This is a genomic window from Pseudomonas sp. CFBP 13602, from assembly GCF_014842725.1.
GTDB lineage: Bacteria > Pseudomonadota > Gammaproteobacteria > Pseudomonadales > Pseudomonadaceae > Aquipseudomonas > Aquipseudomonas baltica.
This window is the reverse complement of the sequence record NZ_JACYVT010000002.1, coordinates 41,508-58,512: the sequence shown is the minus strand read 5'-3', so window position 1 is coordinate 58,512 and position 17,005 is coordinate 41,508. Positions and strand designations below refer to the sequence as shown.

The 17,005-nt window shown below is 62.3% G+C and carries 14 protein-coding genes and 1 pseudogene; all 15 read left to right on the top strand.

Features of this window, described 5'->3' with window-relative positions; genetic code table 11:
- The first annotated feature begins 2 nt into the window (after positions 1-2).
- The 15 genes and pseudogenes from IFU31_RS03455 to fliE all read left to right on the top strand — a co-directional run bounded on the left by IFU31_RS03455 (position 3) and on the right by fliE (position 16,991).
- On the top strand, positions 3-1,112 hold the full coding sequence (locus tag IFU31_RS03455) for a flagellar basal body P-ring protein FlgI (RefSeq protein WP_122475937.1): 1,110 nt from the start codon (positions 3-5) through the stop codon (positions 1,110-1,112).
- Positions 1,113-1,123: 11 nt separating this feature from the next.
- Positions 1,124-1,654 (top strand): annotated as a pseudogene (locus IFU31_RS21805) (rod-binding protein); the annotation flags it as partial.
- Positions 1,634-2,326 (top strand): flagellar assembly peptidoglycan hydrolase FlgJ, encoded by a 693-nt coding sequence (gene flgJ, locus IFU31_RS21800; RefSeq protein WP_446731002.1) that lies wholly within the window; start codon positions 1,634-1,636, stop codon positions 2,324-2,326. The pseudogene IFU31_RS21805 and the gene flgJ, both read left to right, overlap by 21 nt.
- A gap of 11 nt (positions 2,327-2,337) precedes the next feature.
- Complete coding sequence (gene flgK, locus IFU31_RS03445; RefSeq protein WP_192058182.1) at positions 2,338-4,380, top strand: flagellar hook-associated protein FlgK; 2,043 nt, start codon at positions 2,338-2,340, stop codon at positions 4,378-4,380.
- A 13-nt stretch (positions 4,381-4,393) separates the two neighbouring features.
- Complete coding sequence (locus tag IFU31_RS03440; RefSeq protein WP_192102308.1) at positions 4,394-5,977, top strand: flagellar hook-associated protein 3; 1,584 nt, start codon at positions 4,394-4,396, stop codon at positions 5,975-5,977.
- 270 nt (positions 5,978-6,247) lie between these two features.
- Positions 6,248-7,174 (top strand): ketoacyl-ACP synthase III, encoded by a 927-nt coding sequence (locus IFU31_RS03435; protein WP_122475930.1) that lies wholly within the window; start codon positions 6,248-6,250, stop codon positions 7,172-7,174.
- A gap of 530 nt (positions 7,175-7,704) precedes the next feature.
- Entirely contained in the window at positions 7,705-9,162 is a 1,458-nt protein-coding gene (locus IFU31_RS03430) for a flagellin (RefSeq protein WP_122475929.1), read from the top strand.
- 72 nt (positions 9,163-9,234) lie between these two features.
- Positions 9,235-9,579 carry a flagellar protein FlaG gene (locus IFU31_RS03425; RefSeq protein WP_122475927.1) on the top strand — a complete coding sequence of 115 codons (345 nt, stop codon included), beginning with the start codon at positions 9,235-9,237 and terminating at the stop codon, positions 9,577-9,579.
- Between the two features lie 80 nt (positions 9,580-9,659).
- Entirely contained in the window at positions 9,660-11,114 is a 1,455-nt protein-coding gene (gene fliD / locus IFU31_RS03420) for a flagellar filament capping protein FliD (RefSeq protein WP_192102307.1), read from the top strand.
- A 205-nt stretch (positions 11,115-11,319) separates the two neighbouring features.
- Positions 11,320-11,727, top strand: a complete 408-nt coding sequence (fliS, locus tag IFU31_RS03415; RefSeq protein WP_122475924.1) for a flagellar export chaperone FliS — start codon at positions 11,320-11,322, stop codon at positions 11,725-11,727.
- Positions 11,728-11,737: 10 nt separating this feature from the next.
- Positions 11,738-12,031 (top strand): flagellar protein FliT, encoded by a 294-nt coding sequence (locus IFU31_RS03410; RefSeq protein ID WP_122475922.1) that lies wholly within the window; start codon positions 11,738-11,740, stop codon positions 12,029-12,031.
- A gap of 151 nt (positions 12,032-12,182) precedes the next feature.
- Positions 12,183-13,664 carry a sigma-54 dependent transcriptional regulator gene (locus IFU31_RS03405; protein WP_122475920.1) on the top strand — a complete coding sequence of 494 codons (1,482 nt, stop codon included), beginning with the start codon at positions 12,183-12,185 and terminating at the stop codon, positions 13,662-13,664.
- Between the two features lie 225 nt (positions 13,665-13,889).
- A complete protein-coding gene (locus IFU31_RS03400) occupies positions 13,890-15,107 on the top strand; it encodes a sensor histidine kinase (RefSeq protein ID WP_192102306.1) in 1,218 nt (405 codons plus the stop codon).
- Positions 15,104-16,513 carry a sigma-54-dependent transcriptional regulator gene (locus IFU31_RS03395; RefSeq protein ID WP_192102305.1) on the top strand — a complete coding sequence of 470 codons (1,410 nt, stop codon included), beginning with the start codon at positions 15,104-15,106 and terminating at the stop codon, positions 16,511-16,513. The genes IFU31_RS03400 and IFU31_RS03395 overlap by 4 nt, the downstream gene beginning before the upstream one ends.
- Positions 16,514-16,664: 151 nt before the next feature.
- Positions 16,665-16,991: a flagellar hook-basal body complex protein FliE gene (fliE, locus tag IFU31_RS03390; RefSeq protein WP_122475915.1), complete on the top strand. Its 327-nt coding sequence runs from the start codon at positions 16,665-16,667 to the stop codon at positions 16,989-16,991.
- Positions 16,992-17,005: the final 14 nt, after the last annotated feature.

The window sequence follows — 17,005 nt, the reverse complement described above, 5'->3', positions numbered from 1 at the left end:
CCATGCTCAACTTCAAACACCTGATCGCCGCTGCCCTGCTGTTGTCCGCCGCGTTCGGCGTTCAGGCCGAGCGCCTCAAGGACATCGCCAGCATTTCCGGCGTGCGCACCAACCAGCTGATCGGCTATGGCCTGGTCGTGGGCCTCAATGGCACCGGCGACCAGACCACGCAGACGCCATTCACCCTGCAGACCTTCAACAACATGCTCTCCCAGTTCGGCATCAAGGTGCCGCCGGGCTCGGGCAACGTGCAGCTCAAGAACGTCGCCGCCGTGTCGATCCATGCCGACCTGCCGGCGTTCGCCAAGCCGGGACAGGTGGTCGATATCACCGTGTCGTCCATCGGCAACTCGAAAAGCCTGCGCGGTGGCAGCCTGTTGATGACCCCGCTCAAGGGTATCGATGGCAACGTCTATGCCATCGCCCAAGGCAACCTGGTCGTCGGTGGTTTTGACGCCGAAGGCCGCGACGGGTCGAAAATCACCGTCAATGTGCCGTCGGCAGGACGGATTCCTGGCGGTGCCAGCGTCGAGCGTGCCGTGCCCAGTGGCTTCAATCAGGGCAACAGCCTGACGCTGAACCTCAACCGCTCGGACTTCACGACCGCCAAGCACATCGTCGACAAGATCAACGAGCTTCTTGGCCCGGGAGTTGCACAGGCTATTGACGGGGGCTCGGTGCGCGTCACTGCTCCGGTCGACCCCAGCCAGCGCGTGGACTACCTGTCGATCCTCGAGAACCTCGATGTCGACGTAGGGCAGGCGGTGGCCAAGGTGATCATCAATTCGCGCACCGGCACCATCGTGATTGGCCAGAACGTCAAGGTATCGCCTGCGGCAGTGACCCACGGCAGCCTGACGGTGACCATTACCGAAGACCCGATCGTCAGCCAGCCAGGGCCTTTGTCCGGTGGCGAAACGGCGGTGGTGCCACGTTCGCGGGTCAGCGCCCAGCAGGAAGCCAAACCGATGTTCAAGTTCGGCCCTGGCACCACGCTCGACGAGATCGTCCGCGCGGTCAACCAGGTGGGGGCAGCGCCCGGTGACTTGATGGCCATTCTCGAAGCCCTGAAACAGGCCGGCGCATTGCAGGCCGACCTGATCGTGATTTGAGGTAACAGCTGATGGAAATGCCGAATGGTGGAGTATCGGGAACACGGGATTCGGGGGCTTACACAGACCTCAATCGCCTGAGCTCGTTGAAAGTCGGGGATCGCGACAGCGAGGCCAACCTGCGCAAGGTGGCCCAGGAATTCGAGTCGCTGTTCCTCGGTGAAATGCTCAAGTCCATGCGTTCGGCAAATGACGTGTTGGCCAAGGACAACCCGCTGAACACCGAAACCACCAAGCAGTACCAGTCGATGTACGACCAGCAGCTGTCCGTGACCCTCTCCAAGGAAGGTGGCGGTATCGGCCTGCAGGACGTGCTCATGCGCCAGTTGTCCAAGACCAAGGGCGTGGTCCGTGCCGGCGCGAACCCGTTCGCCCATGCCGACAACAGCTTGAACAAGCCGCTGGGTGCCACTCGCGACGCCTCGGCCGATGCCAAGGCCGCCGGCAGCGTTGGTCACAACGACATGGCCTTGCTCAACCAGCGTCGGCTGTCGTTGCCCAGCAAGCTTGCCGACCGTCTGGTGGCCGGCATCGTGCCGTCGGCGGCCACCGAAGCAGGGGCAGCCAGCGGCAGCAAGAACCTCATCAACGTTGCGGCCGATGCACCGCTCAACAGCCTTGCCAAGACCGTGCGCAGTGGCGCTGCGGTCGAGGGCAGCAGCCTGGCGAAGAGCGTCGCCCAGCCGCCCCTGGCCCCGGCCAAGCGCGCGTTCGCCTCGTCCGACGAGTTCATCGCGACCATGCTGCCGATGGCCGAAAAAGCCGCTGCTCGCATCGGTGTCGACCCCAAGGTGCTGGTCGCCCAGGCGGCGCTGGAAACCGGCTGGGGCAAATCGATCATGCGCGCCGACGACGGCAGCAGCAGCCACAACCTGTTCGGCATCAAGGCCACCGGCAACTGGAAAGGCGAGAACGCCCGCGCGATCACCAGCGAATTCCGCGACGGCCAGATGGTCAAGGAAACCGCCGATTTCCGCTCATACACCTCGTACGAAGACAGCTTCCACGACCTGGTCAGCCTGTTACAGAACAACGATCGCTACCAGGGCGTGGTCAAGTCCGCGGACAACCCCGAACAATTCGTCAAGGAACTGCAGAAGGCCGGCTACGCCACCGACCCGAACTACGCCAGCAAGATCTCTTCCATCGCCAAGCAGATGCAAGGCTATGAGAACTACGCTCGCAGCAGCACCAGCGCTACCACGAATCTATAAGGTTTGAACCCATGTCGAATCTGATCTCCATTGGGCTGTCCGGTCTGGCGTCCAGCCAGGCATCCCTGGCGACCACCGGTAACAACATCGCCAACGTCGCGACTGCGGGCTATTCCCGGCAGTCGGTGGTGAACACTGCCAGTGGCTTGCAGAACATCGGCGTGGGCTATCTGGGCACCGGCACCACGATCTCCGACGTGCGCCGTATCTACAGCAGCTACATGGATACCCAACTGCAGACCAGCACTGCGTTGAGCAACGACGCGAGCGCGTACAGCACCCAGATCAACAGCATCGACAAACTGCTGTCCGATGGCAGCACGGGTATCAGCGCCGTGCTCAGCAGCTTCTTTTCCGCCGTGCAGACCGCAGCGGCGAACCCGAGCGATACCTCGTCGCGGCAACTGCTGCTGACCCAGGCGCAAACCCTGAGCAATCGCTTCAATTCGATTTCGTCGCAGTTCAGCCAGCAGAACGACAGCATCAATGCGTCGTTGACCACCCTGACCGGCCAGGTCAACAAGCTGAGCGGCAACATCGCCGAACTCAACCGGCAGATCACCGAGATGTCGGGCACCGGTTCCACGCCCAACAGTCTGCTCGATGCGCGCAACGAAAACGTTCGTCAGCTCAACGAGCTGGTCGGTGTCAGCGTGCAGCAGCGTGACGGCAACTACGACGTCTACCTGGGCTCGGGGCAGTCGCTGGTCACCGGCAGTTCGGCCAATTCGCTGGTGGCCACACCCGGTGTGGCCGACAAGAGCCAGTATGGCCTGACCATCCAGTATCAGGGCTACAGCACCGACGTGACCTCGGTCACCACCGGCGGCGAGATCGGCGGCCTGCTGCGCTTTCGCAGCGATGCGCTGAACCCGGCAATCAACGAGCTGGGGCGCGCCGCCATTGTCGTGAGCGACACGTTGAACGGCCAGTTGGGCAAGGGTATCGACCTCAACGGGGACTTCGGTTCGTCGGTATTCGCCAGCATCAACAGTGCCACCGCCACGGCCAACCGCAGCCTGGCTGCGTCCACCAACAGCGCAGGTTCGGGCAACCTGAGCGTTACCGTTGCCGACTCCAGCAAGCTGAGCATCTACGACTACAACGTCAAGTTCAGCAGTACCACTGCCTACAGCGTGACCCGTTCGGACGGCACGTCGATGGGCAGCTTCGACCTGGGCGCCAACCCGGCACCGGTGATCGACGGTGTCACCCTGGGCCTGAACGGCAAGGTTGCCAGCGGCGACAGTTTCGTCGTCACACCGACGCGCAGCGGCGCGAGCGCTATCACCACCACACTCACCGATTCGAACAAGCTGGCTTTTGCCGCGCCGCTCACCGGCACGGCGACCGTTGGCAACTCGGGCACCGGCACCTTCACCCAGCCGGTGCTGGGCAGCAAGCTGGACATCTACAGTGGCACGGCCCTGAGCCAGTTGCAGAGCGGCATCGAAACCTCGTCGCCGGTCAAGCTGGTGTTCGGCAAGACCACCGACGGTGCGCAGAGCTACAGTCTGTTCAACGCGTCAGGCACCAGTATCGGCAGCGGTACCATCGTGCCTGGCCAGAGCAACAACCTGAGCCTGACCGTGCCGGTGGTGGGTGCCGACGGCAAGCCTGTCAACGGCGCCGACGGCAAGCAGTTGACCTTCAGTTTCGACACCACCGTGGGCGGCACGCCTGCGGTCAACGACAGCTACACCGTGTCGTTCAACGCCGATGGCAAGTCCGACAACCGCAATGCCACGCAATTGCTGGCGTTGCAGACCAAGGCCACGGTTGGCGCCACGGCGGGCAACCCCGGCATGAGCTTCACCAGTGCCTACGCGTCGCTCGTGGAGCGGGTTGGTGCCAAGGCCAGCCAGGCCACCGTCGATACCAAGGCCACCGGTGCCGTGCTGACCCAGGCCAAGACCAACCGCGACTCGGTATCGGGTGTCAATCTGGACGACGAAGCCGCCTCCCTGGTGAAGTTCCAGCAGTACTACACGGCGTCCTCGCAGATCATCAAGGCTGCGCAGGAAACATTCAGCGTCCTGATCAACGCCCTCTAAGGAATAGTCGACCATGCGAATTTCCACTTCTCAGTACTTCGAGACCAGCGCGACCGGCTATTCCAAGAATTTCTCGGACACCGCCAAGACCCAGGCGCAGATCAGCTCGGGCAATCGCATCCAGAGTGCCGGTGACGATCCGGTCGGTGCCGCCAAACTGTTGCAACTGCAGCAGCAGAGCACCTTGCTGACCCAGTACAGCGGCAACATGACCAGCGTTACCAACTCGCTGACCCAGGAAGAGAGTGTGCTCGACAGCATCACTACGGCCTTGCAGCGGGCCCAGGAATTGACGATTCAGGCCGGTAACGGCGGCCTGAGCGATGCCGACCGCACCTCGATTGCCAGCGAAATCGGCGAGATCGAGAAAAACGTCCTTGGCCTGCTCAACACCAAGGATGCCAACGGCCAGTACATGTTCTCCGGATCCAAGACCAGCACGCCGCCTTATGTGCAGAACAGCGACGGCAGCTATACCTACCAGGGCGACCAGACCCAGCTCAGCCTGCAGGTGTCCGATACCCTGCAACTGGCGACCAACGACACCGGCTACGGCATCCTGGAAACAGCGGTGAACACCAGCCGTACGCAAACCACCATGACCGCACCGGTGGTCGACGACGGCCTGCTGACCGTGTCCGATGGCCGCCTCGAATCGCTGACCACCTACAACAAGGCGTTCACCGACGGCCAGCCGTACAAGCTGACGTTCACCAGCAGCACCCAGTTCACCCTCACCAACAGCAAGAACCAGGATGTGACCTCGCAGGTCACTGGCAACGGCACCTTTGACCCGAAGGCCGACGGTGGTACCACTATCAGCCTGTACGGTGTGGAGTTCGACATCGACGTGGCGGCCAAGCAGAGCGCGCTGGGCACCGTTGCCGATGCCGACATGGCAGGGCGCACGTTCAGCCTGGGCAGCAAGCCGGACAGCATCAGTTCGACGCGCAACGCGGCCAACACCTCCACGGCGCAGCTGACCAGCGCGAACGTGACCGATGCCGATCGCTATTCCGCAGCTTTCCCGGCTGGCGGGGCGGTGATCAAGTTCACCAGCGACAGCGAGTACGAGGTCTACGCCCAACCACTGACCGATTCCAGCCAAGCCATTGGCAAGGGAGCAGTGGTTGTCGGTGCCGCTGGCAGTTCGATCACGGCGGCGGGGGTGACCTTCACTGTTTCGGGCCAGGCCGGCGCGGGCGACAGCTTCAGTGTCAACGCGAACAGCCACAAGACCCAGAACGTGCTGGATACGCTGCATCAGCTCAAGTCCGCCCTTGAGCTACCGGTGACCGACGCCAGATCCGCGCTGGCATTGAAGAACGCCACCGACTCGGCGTTGGGCAACCTGGCCAGCGCCAACGAGAACATCGACATCTCCCGCGGGCAGATCGGTGCGCGGCTCAACTCGCTGGCTATCCAGAACGACGAGAACGTCAGCCTGGCGTTGGCCAACAAGAGCACGCAGTCGGCGATTTCCGACACCGACTTTGCCACCGCATCGGTGACCTTGAGTCTGCAACAGACCATGCTGCAGGCTTCGCAGCTGGCCTTCGCGAAGATCTCCCAGCTGAGTCTGTTCAACAAACTCTGATCGGCGGGGCGCAGGCCCCGTCTCGCACGACCCCGCCGCGCGCCATTTCCTACCGCCTATGGCACAATACCTGTGTGACCAATGGGTCGAATCGTGCATCTTCACACTTATGTATTGCCGGGCCGCTGAATCAGCGGCCTGCAGCTGCTTCGTTTCTGGCAGCAGTGGCGCCGTCTTACCTGGGCCGACGCCGCCTGACACCCTTTTCGATGGCATTGCGCAAACGCTCCGCGTAATGGCCTCCAGCTACCTTTGTATTGGGAAGCCACAATGATTGGCATAAAAAGCATCGCGAGTTACGTGCCTGCCGAAGGCCTGGACAACTACGCCCAAGGTGCCAAATTCGCCAAGGATGAAGATTTCATCATCGGCAAGATCGGTTCGGCCTTCCTGCCGCGCAAGTCCGACGACCAGGAAACCTCCGACCTCTGCGTGGAAGCGGCCAACGCCTTGTTCGCCAGCAATCCGCAGCTGTCCCGCGAGTCCATCGACGCCTTGATCGTCGTCACCCAGAACGGGGACGAGGAGGGCCTGCCACACACCGCAGCTATCGTTCAGGACAAGCTCGGCCTGTCGACCAACGTTGCGGCGTTCGACATCAGCCTGGGTTGCTCGGGCTATGTGTACGGCATCTATGCGCTCAAGGGCTTCATGGAAGCGGCTGGCTTGAAGAACGGCCTGCTGATCACCGCCGACCCGTACTCCAAGATCGTCGACCCCGAGGATCGCAACACCACCATGCTGTTCGGCGACGCGGCCACCGCCACCTGGATGGGCGAGGACGCGCCCTGGCAGCTGGGCAAGGCCAAGTTCGGTACCGATGGTTCCGGCGCCCCGCACCTGAAGGTCACCGATGGGGTGTTTTTCATGAACGGTCGGCAGGTGTTCAACTTCGCTCTGCTGAAGGTCCCGGCGCATCTGCACGAATTGCTCGATGAGTCGGGCCTGACCAGCGCCGACGTCGACGCCTACTGCATCCACCAGGGCAGTGCGGCGATCGTCGATGCCGTGGCCCGGCGTTTCGAGGAAGAGCCGGAGAAGTTCATCAAGGACATGGTCGAAACCGGCAACACGGTGTCCAGCAGTATCCCGCTGCTGCTGGAAAAGCACATTCTCGACTCCGCCTGGAAGCGCGTTGCCCTGAGCGGCTTCGGTGTCGGCCTGTCCTGGGGCTCGGCGCTCATCTACCGCCCCTGATCCACCGCGTTGCCCCCAGACGCGGCTTGCGCCGCTGCTACAAATGCGGCGTTGTCCGTTGACGCGGCTTGAGCTGCTGCTGCGGATACCACGTTGCCCGCCGACGCGGCTTGCGCCGCTGCTACAAATGCGGCGTTGCCCGCCGACGCGGCTTGCTCCGCTGCTACAGATACCGCGATCCCCTGTAGCAGCGGCGCAAGCCGCGTCCGGGCTCGCCGCGCTCTTGCATGCACACGGCGGCAACCGTGACGCGATTCGGGTCACTGCTACCGTTGATCCGTTGACGCCAGAAATTCGCGCTATCGCTGTCCATTCCCCTCAAGTTCCCCCTTCCTCGGACGAAACAGTTATCAAGAGAGATCAAGCCAACGCTTGCTTTTTCCGGCTACAGCGGCTTGAAGGCGAAAAAACATTGCAATCGCCCTCAAGCAAAGCGCTGAACCGACGATAACTACTACGAAGGTTCTCTAGGCCACACCCGGCGCTCGCCAGGGCCGGAAGCCACAGCTAACAACCCCGAGGAATTTGTCATGGCCTTATCCGTAAACACCAACACCGCTTCCTTGACCGTTCAGAAAAACCTGAACAAGGCTTCCGATGCGCTGAGCACCTCGATGACCCGTCTTTCCTCGGGCCTGAAAATCAACAGCGCCAAGGACGACGCCGCCGGCCTGCAGATCTCCAACCGTCTGACCAGCCAGATCAACGGCCTGTCGGTCGCAGTGAAGAACGCCAACGACGGTATCTCCATCGCCCAGACCGCTGAAGGCGCGATGCAGGAATCCACCAACATCCTGCAGCGTATGCGTGAACTGGCCCTGCAGTCGGCGAACGGTTCGAACAGCGGCGATGACCGGACTTCGCTGCAGTCCGAGTACACCCAGCTGACTTCCGAGCTGACCCGTATCGCCAACACCACCACCTTTGGTGGTCGCAACCTGGTCGACGGCTCGTTCGGTTCCACCGCCTTCCAGATCGGCGCCAATGCCAACGAAACCATCAACGTGACGTTGGGCGATGTGTCTGCCAACGCTATCGGTTCGCAGCAGGTCAAGAGTATCGGTGTAGCCGTGTCGGCTGCCGGGGTTGCAGGTGGTGCAGTCAAGGTTACAGGCGGGGGTGAGACCAAAGATGTGACCATCGACGCCAAAGCGTCAGCCAAGACTATCGCCAGCCAGCTTAACGGTTCAGTACCCGGTCTGACCGCCAAGGCAAGCACCGAGGCATCTTTCGTCGTAGGCGCAGGTGCCGCAGCCGCTCCGGCAACCTTCACTATGAAGGTCGGCAGCAGCGAAACCGTCAGCATGGTTGGCGTGACCGATACCGCCTCGCTTGCCGATCAGTTGAACTCGAACGCCGCGAAACTGGGTATCAGTGTCAACTACGACAGCAAGGCAGGCACGCTGTCGGTCAAATCCGACACCGGTGAAAATATCGTGTTCGGCGTTGATACCACCGTCACCGGTGCCGCCGCCGCTGCTGCGAACGTGACGGTAGCTACCAAAGACGCTAGCGGTACTCCAGGCACTGCGGTAGGCGTTGCAGACACCTTCATCGCCACCGGTGCTGTCTCGCTTGATTCGTCCAAAGGCTACTCGGTCGCTGGTGTAGGTGTTACCGGCCTGTTCGCCACTGGTACTGCCGGTGCTTCGTCCAGCAAGGCCTCCGAGCTCACCTCGGTCAGCGAAACCGACATCACCACCGCGTTCAACGCCCAGAACGCAATCGCTGCACTGGACAAGGCCATCTCCAACATCGACGCCCAGCGCGCCGACCTGGGTGCGGTGCAAAACCGTTTCGACAGCACTGTGTCGAACCTGCAGAGCATCTCCGAGAACTCCTCGGCCGCTCGTAGCCGTATCCAGGACGCCGACTTCGCTTCGGAAACCGCCGAGCTGACCAAGCAGCAAACCCTGCAGCAGGCATCCACCGCGATCCTGTCCCAGGCCAACCAGCTGCCATCGTCCGTACTGAAGCTGCTTCAGTAATACGGCCCCTGGCTGACTGACGGAAGGGTGCCCACGCGCCCTTCCGTTTTTTGATTTTCGGGGTGATCAAACATGGACATGAGCGTTACTGCAAGATTGCCTCTTGCCGCCACGTCAGCGCCAGCGAGCGCCGCCTCCCTGCCTGCCCGGCAGGTCAAGCAGGATGAACCCGCGGTCGAGTCGGTGACTCCCGAGCGGGCCGAATTGGAACAAGCGGTGAAGGACCTCCAGGCGCATGTGAATACCGCACAGCGCAACCTGGAATTCTCCATCGACGACTCGACGCATGCCGTCGTGGTCAAGGTCATCGCTACGGACAGCGGTGAAATCATTCGTCAGTTGCCAACCGAGGCCGCGCTCAAGTTGGCGCAGAGCCTGGCAGACGGTCGCAGCGGTCTGCTCGACGCGACCATCTGAGCTGGCACGAAAAATGTAGCTGGGTGTGCTTGGGGCGGTATCCGTCAAAAACACGCCTGACTCGATTCTAGGAGATACCGATGGCTACTGTTTCCTCCACTACCGGCACCACCGCCGCCACCACGACTGCCAGTACTTCAAGCACCACCACCTCAAGCACCAGCGGCGCGATCAAGTCCAGCGGCGTGGGCACGGGTATCGACACCGATGCCATCGTCAAGGCCTTGGTGAATGCCGAGAAAGCGCCCAAGCAAAAGCAGATCGATACCCAGACGCTGACCACCACCACCACCTTGACCGCCGTTGGCACCGTCAAGAGCTCGCTGGAAACCTATCGGGCCGCCGTCGCGGCAATGAACAAGGCCTCGGCGTTCAGCGGCTTGACCGGAGCCTCGTCCAACGACAAGGCGGCTTCGGTGACCGTGACCGATTCCGCCTCCGACGGTACGTACTCGCTTGAAGTAACGACCCTGGCGACTTCCTCGAAGATTTCTTCTGGCGTCTACGCCGACAAGAGCGCAGCCGTGGTCAATGCTACGTCTTCCGCCCAGACCTTGACGATCACTCAGTCATTCAAAGACAGCAAGATCAGCATTCCGGCGGGTGCGACGTTGGCGCAGACCCGCGATCTCATCAACACCCAGCTGGTCGGTCGCGGTATCAGTGCCAACATCCTGACCGACGCCAGTGGCTCGCGCCTTGTCCTCAGCTCCTCGACCACCGGCAAGGGTACCGAGATTTCCATGACCGCCGAGGCGGGCAGTGGCCTCGACAAGCTGACTGCCTCCACCACTGTGAACGAGCCCACCAATGCGACGTACAAGATCGACGGCATCGAGATGGAGTCGTCGACCAATACGGTCGCCGCGGCCATCAGCGGCGTGTCAATCAAACTGTTGGAAGCAGGGGCCGCCAAGACGACCATCTCGGTCAGCACCAACACTGACACCCTGAAGAAAGCCACCACTGGCTTCGTCGATGCCTACAACGCGCTGATGACCCAACTCAACACGCTGACCAAGGTCAGCACCGGGGCCGACGGCACGACCAGTGGGGGAGGGCTGACCGGCGACTCCACCGTGCGCCACCTGATCCAGTCGATGCGCAACGAGTTGGTCACCTCCTCGGGCTCGAGCAAGCTGACCCTGTCGCAGTTCGGCATCAACACCGACCAGAAGACCGGTCTGCTGGCAATGGATGACGCCAAGTGGAACACGGCCATGGGCGATCCCGCCAACGTGGCAGCCATCCAGGACATGTTCACCGGCAAGGACGGTCTGCTTTCGCGGATGACCACCGCGACCGACTCCTATGCGGTGAAAGGCGGCATTCTCGCCTCGCGCTCGGATTCGCTCTCCGGCACGCTGACCAAATTGACCGAGCAACAGCAGGCCCTGGACCGCCGGATCAAGAACCTGACGGACACCTTGAATGCCAAGTACACCGCCATGGACACCCTCGTCGCGCAGCTCAACGCCACCAGCAAGAGCATCATGACCACGCTGAACGCGCTGAACAAAACCGACAGCGATTGACGAAAAGTGCCACTCACGGGGCCCGGTCTATGCCGGGCCTTTGCATATCCGTCATTTGCACGAACGCTTCCATATCGACGGCGTTCATTACCTGATACCACGTTACTTTGCATATTCCATCAGGCTCACTAAAGTTTTTCCCGCCCGCGACGACATAGTAACCAAGCGATACAACATCAAATCATGTGTTACGAGGTCCGCCGCAATGAACGCCATGAGAGCGCTGAGCCAATACCAGAAGGTCGATTCCCATGCCCAGACATCCGAAGCCACGCCGCATCGGCTGGTGCAGATGCTGATGCAGGGCAGTCTCGATCGCATGGCCCAGGCCAAGGGTGCGCTGAGCCGTGGTCAGGTGTCGCAGAAGGGCGAGATGCTCGGCAAGGCCGTGGCCATCATTGGTGGCCTGCGCCAGGGGCTGGATCCAAGCAAGGCCGGCGAGTCGCAATCCATCAAGGACCTCGACGACCTTTACGCCTACATGTCCGGCCGCCTGACCGAAGCCAACATCAAGAATGATCCGCAGTTGATCGACGAAGTCGCCCGGCTGATGATCACCGTCAAGAGCGGTTGGGACGCCATCGCCAGCCACGAATCGGCACAGCCGGCCTGAGGAGTTTGCCATGAGTGCACTACAGCGGATTCAGCAGACTCGCCACGCCTTGGTAGACGCCATGCAGGCAGGCGATTGGGATGCGATCGGCGTTCTGGACATCGAATGCCGGGCTTGTGTCGACAGCGTATTGCAGGAAGTCCCGGAAGACCCAGTGCAATTGCGCAGTCACCTCGAGGATCTGCTCGAGGTCTACCGTCAATTACTCAACGTCACTCGATTAGCGCGTCAGTCAGTTGTCGACGAAATGTCACAGTTCACCCAAGCGAAGAACGCTGCAAAGGTTTACCATCTGTTCCGCTGACAGCCATTGCGCCATAAATTTGACTAAGTCGATTTTTTTGCCTTTACTAGTGGCTGTTACGATTCGTCTGGCGTCTGTTAGCTGAAACCATGGCCAAAAACGTCGAAAGCGCCCTTTCGGGCTTCGAGTTGACTAGGGAAGTTGCTATTGCATGTGGCGTGAAACCAAAATTCTGCTGATCGATGACGATAGCGTTCGCCGCCGGGATCTGGCGGTCATCCTGAACTTTCTTGGCGAAGAGAACCTGGCCTGTGGCAGCGCTGACTGGCAGATGTCGGTCGACGCGCTGTCGTCCAGCCGCGAGGTGCTCTGCGTCCTGGTGGGGGAGGTGTCTTCGGGCAACCTTGCCGGCCTGCTGAAGACGCTCGCCAACTGGGACGAGTTCCTGCCGGTGCTGCTGCTGGGCGAGCCAGGTGCTGTCGAGCTGCCCGACGACCTGCGTCGTCGCGTGCTGTCGCACCTGGAGATGCCGCCCAGCTACAGCAAGCTGCTCGATTCCCTGCACCGTGCCCAGGTCTATCGCGAGATGTACGACCAGGCCCGCGAGCGCGGCCGTCAGCGCGAACCCAACCTGTTCCGCAGCCTGGTGGGCACCAGCCGCGCCATCCAGCATGTGCGCCAGATGATGCAGCAAGTGGCCGATACCGATGCCAGCGTGCTCATCCTCGGCGAGTCGGGTACCGGCAAGGAAGTGGTCGCGCGCAACCTGCACTACCATTCCAAGCGTCGCGATGCGCCATTCGTGCCGGTGAACTGTGGCGCGATTCCGGCCGAGTTGCTCGAAAGCGAGCTGTTCGGTCACGAGAAGGGCGCCTTCACCGGCGCGATCACCAGCCGCGCCGGCCGCTTCGAGTTGGCCAACGGCGGTACCCTGTTCCTCGACGAAATCGGCGACATGCCGTTGCCGATGCAGGTCAAGCTGCTGCGAGTGTTACAGGAACGGACATTCGAGCGCGTGGGCAGCAACAAGACCCAGAGCATCGATGTGCGCATCATTGCGGCCACGCACAAGAATCTGGAAAGCATGATTGAGGTCGGCACGTTCCGTGAAGACCTGTATTACCGCCTCAACGTGTTCCCCATCGAGATGGCCCCGCTGCGCGAGCGCGTGGAAGACATCCCGCTTTTGATGAACGAGCTGATCTCGCGCATGGAGCATGAAAAGCGTGGGTCGATCCGCTTCAACTCGGCAGCCATCATGTCGCTCTGCCGCCATGGCTGGCCGGGCAACGTGCGTGAATTGGCCAACCTGGTCGAGCGGATGGCGATCATGCATCCGTATGGTGTGATTGGCGTGGTCGAGTTGCCGAAGAAATTTCGCTACGTCGACGACGAGGACGAGCAATTGGTCGACAGCCTGCGCAGCGATCTGGAAGAGCGTGTGGCAATCAACGGCCATACGCCCGACTTCGCTTCCAGCGCCATGCTGCCGCCCGAGGGGCTCGACCTCAAGGACTACCTGGGCGGATTGGAACAGGGTTTGATCCAGCAGGCGCTGGACGATGCCAATGGCATCGTCGCGCGCGCCGCGGAACGTCTGCGCATCCGCCGTACCACCCTGGTGGAGAAGATGCGCAAGTACGGCATGAGCCGACGCGAAGGCGAGGGCGAAGAGCAACAGGCAGACGATTGACGCCTGCGGCTCGACCGGCCGCTGCCCTTCAGGCAGTGGCCATGCTTCATACAACATCTGCCGTTTCCGGCAAAGCGCGCCAAGCGCTTGAACTCCCACACTTTCCCTGCGCCATCCGACTGTTCCTTGCGGCGCTCGCAGCCCGCAGGGTTTCACCCGGCACGGCTATTGCTTTTATCCCTTTCACGATACCGTTTTTGACGGTGAGCCAAGTGAGAGAGACCCATGCCACAGGCCGCTATCCAGCCCTCCGCGCCCATGCCCCGCAGCGACGCTTCCGTGTCCGTAGCGCCATCCGACAGCCGCCAGGGGCTGGACCAGGCGTTCGTCCTGTTCGACCAGATGTCCGACCGCTTGAGCGACTCCTACAGCCTGCTCGAGGCGCGCGTGGCATCGCTCAAGGGTGAGCTGGAAGTGGTCAGCGCCCAGCGCCTGGCCGAACTGGCGGAAAAGGAACGGCTTGCCAATCGCCTGCAGAACCTGCTCGATCTGTTGCCCGGCGGCGTCATCGTCATCGATGGGCATGGTCGTGTGCGCGAAGCCAACCCGGCAGCCGCGAATATGCTGGGTGCGCCTCTGGAAGGCGAACTGTGGCGCGAGGTGATCGTCCGCAGTTTCGCGCCACGCCGCGACGACGGTCATGAAATCTCTTTGATCGATGGGCGGCGTCTGTCGATTTCCACCCGCTCGCTGGACGCCGAGCCTGGTCAATTGGTGTTGCTTACCGATCTGACCGAGACCCGCCGTCTGCAGAGCGAAGTGGCGCGCAGTGAGCGCCTGTCGTCACTGGGCCGGATGATGGCCTCGCTGGCCCATCAGATACGCACGCCGCTGTCGGCAGCGCTGTTGTACGCCAGTCACCTGACCGAAAAACCACTGCCGGTGCAGATCCAGCAGCGCTTCGCTGGACGCCTCAAGGAGCGTCTGCATGAATTGGAAAACCAGGTTCGCGACATGCTGGTGTTCGCCCGCGGCGAGCTGCCGCTGCCCGATCGCCTCACGCCCCGCCAGTTGCTGCAGGCCCTGCAGGCCGCCGCCCAGCCCCATGTGCACAATGTCGCCGTGCGTTGGCAGTGCGACAGCCATGCCGGCGAGTTGCTGTGCAACAAGGACACCTTGGTGGGCGCGGTACTCAACCTGATCGACAACGCCATCCAGGCCAGCGCCGGCGAGGCACGGCTGAAGGTCCATCTGTATGCGCGCGACGACACCCTGCGCCTGTGCGTCAGTGACAATGGGCCTGGCATGGCCCCGGCAACGCTGGCGCGGCTGGGTGAGCCGTTCTTTACCACCAAGCCCACCGGTACCGGGCTCGGCCTGTCGGTGGTCAAGGCCGTGGCAAGGGCGCATCAAGGCGAGTTGATACTGCGCTCCACGCTCGGCCGCGGCAGCTGCGCCACTTTGACCCTGCCATTGGTGGCCCTGCAGGAGCGAGCTCCATGAGCATCAAGGTGCTGTTGGTCGAGGACGACCGGGCCCTGCGCGAGGCGCTGGGCGATACGCTGGAGCTGGGTGGCTTCGAATTCGAGGCAGTGAGCTGTGCCGAGGAAGCATTGTTGGCAGTGGCGCGCGAGCCCTTCGGGATCGTGGTCAGCGACGTCAACATGCCCGGTATCGATGGGCACCAGTTGCTTGCCAGGCTACGCGCCCGGCAGCCGCAACTGCCGGTGTTGCTGATGACGGCCCATGGCGCCGTCGAGCGTGCGGTGGATGCCATGCGCCAGGGTGCGGCGGACTACCTGGTCAAGCCATTCGAGCCGCGCGCGCTGCTCGACCTGGTGACCCGGCATGGCCGCGGCCTGGTCACGGCCGGTACCGATCACGGCCCGGTTGCACTGGAGCCGGCCAGCCTGGCCTTGCTCGAGCTGGCGGCACGGGTTGCACGCAGTGATTCCACGGTGCTGATATCCGGTGAATCAGGCACCGGCAAGGAAGTGCTGGCACGCTACATTCACCAGCAGTCGCGGCGCGCAGAACAGGCTTTCGTCGCCATCAATTGCGCGGCGATTCCCGACAACATGCTCGAAGCCACGCTGTTTGGCCACGAGAAGGGCGCGTTCACCGGCGCTGTCGCGGCGCAGGCGGGCAAGTTCGAGCAGGCCGATGGCGGCACCTTGTTGCTCGATGAAATTTCCGAGATGCCGCTGGGCCTGCAGGCCAAGCTGTTGCGCGTGTTGCAGGAGCGTGAGGTCGAGCGCGTCGGCGCGCGCAAACCCATCGCCCTGGACATACGCGTCATCGCCACCACCAACCGCAACCTGGCGGCCGACGTGGCGGCGGGGCGCTTTCGCGAAGACCTGTTCTACCGTCTTTCGGTCTTCCCGCTGGCGTGGACACCTCTGCGCGAGCGCCGCGCCGATATCCTGCCGCTGGCGCGACGCTTGTTGGACCGCCATGTCGACAAGATGAAGCACGCGCCTGTGCGTTTCTCGCCACCGGCCGAACAGTGCCTGCTCGATCATCCGTGGCCGGGCAACGTTCGCGAGTTGGACAACGCCATTCAGCGCGCCTTGATCCTGCAGCACGGCGGGTTGATCCAGGCAGCCGACTTCTGCCTGGCCGGGCCTGCAGGCGCGGCACCGTTGCCGCCGTTGAGCCTGGTGGTGCAAGCCCGTGCCCCGGCACTGCCGTTGGAAACCCAGGCCCCGGTCGGGCTGCCGGCCGGCGCGTTGGAGGACGATCTGCGCCGACGGGAATTCGAAATGATCATTGATACCTTGCGCAGCGAGCGCGGCCGCCGCAAGGAAGCCGCCCAGCGCCTGGGCATCAGTCCACGAACGCTGCGCTACAAGCTGGCGCAGATGCGCGATGCCGGAATGGACGTGGAGGCCAGTCTGTTCGCCTCGTGACGGACGCCCTCTGACCGGCAGCGGCTGCGGCGATTCGTCGCCATCGATCTGTTTCGCAAGCCTGCGACTGCAACTGGCACCCTCCTTGCTACTACCTCTGTAGTGAATGCAGCAGTGTCAAAAAAACGCAGGTCGTCGCAGAGGGTCACCCATGAGCCAAGGTATTGAATTCAACCGCTTGATGCTGGACATGCGCGCCATGCAGGCGGACGCCATGGCCAGGCCTGCGGCGGTTGCGGCGCCGGAAGTCGGCGCCAGCAGCTTTGCCGACATGCTCGGCGGCGCCATCAACAAGGTCGCGGACGTGCAGGGTGCTTCCAGCCAACTGGCCACTGCTTTCGAGATCGGCAAGAGCGGCGTCGACCTCACCGATGTGATGGTCGCCTCGCAGAAAGCCAGTGTCTCGTTCCAGGCCTTGACCCAAGTGCGCAACAAGCTGGTCCAGGCATATCAAGACATCATGCAGATGCCGGTCTGAGGACGAATTGAGTC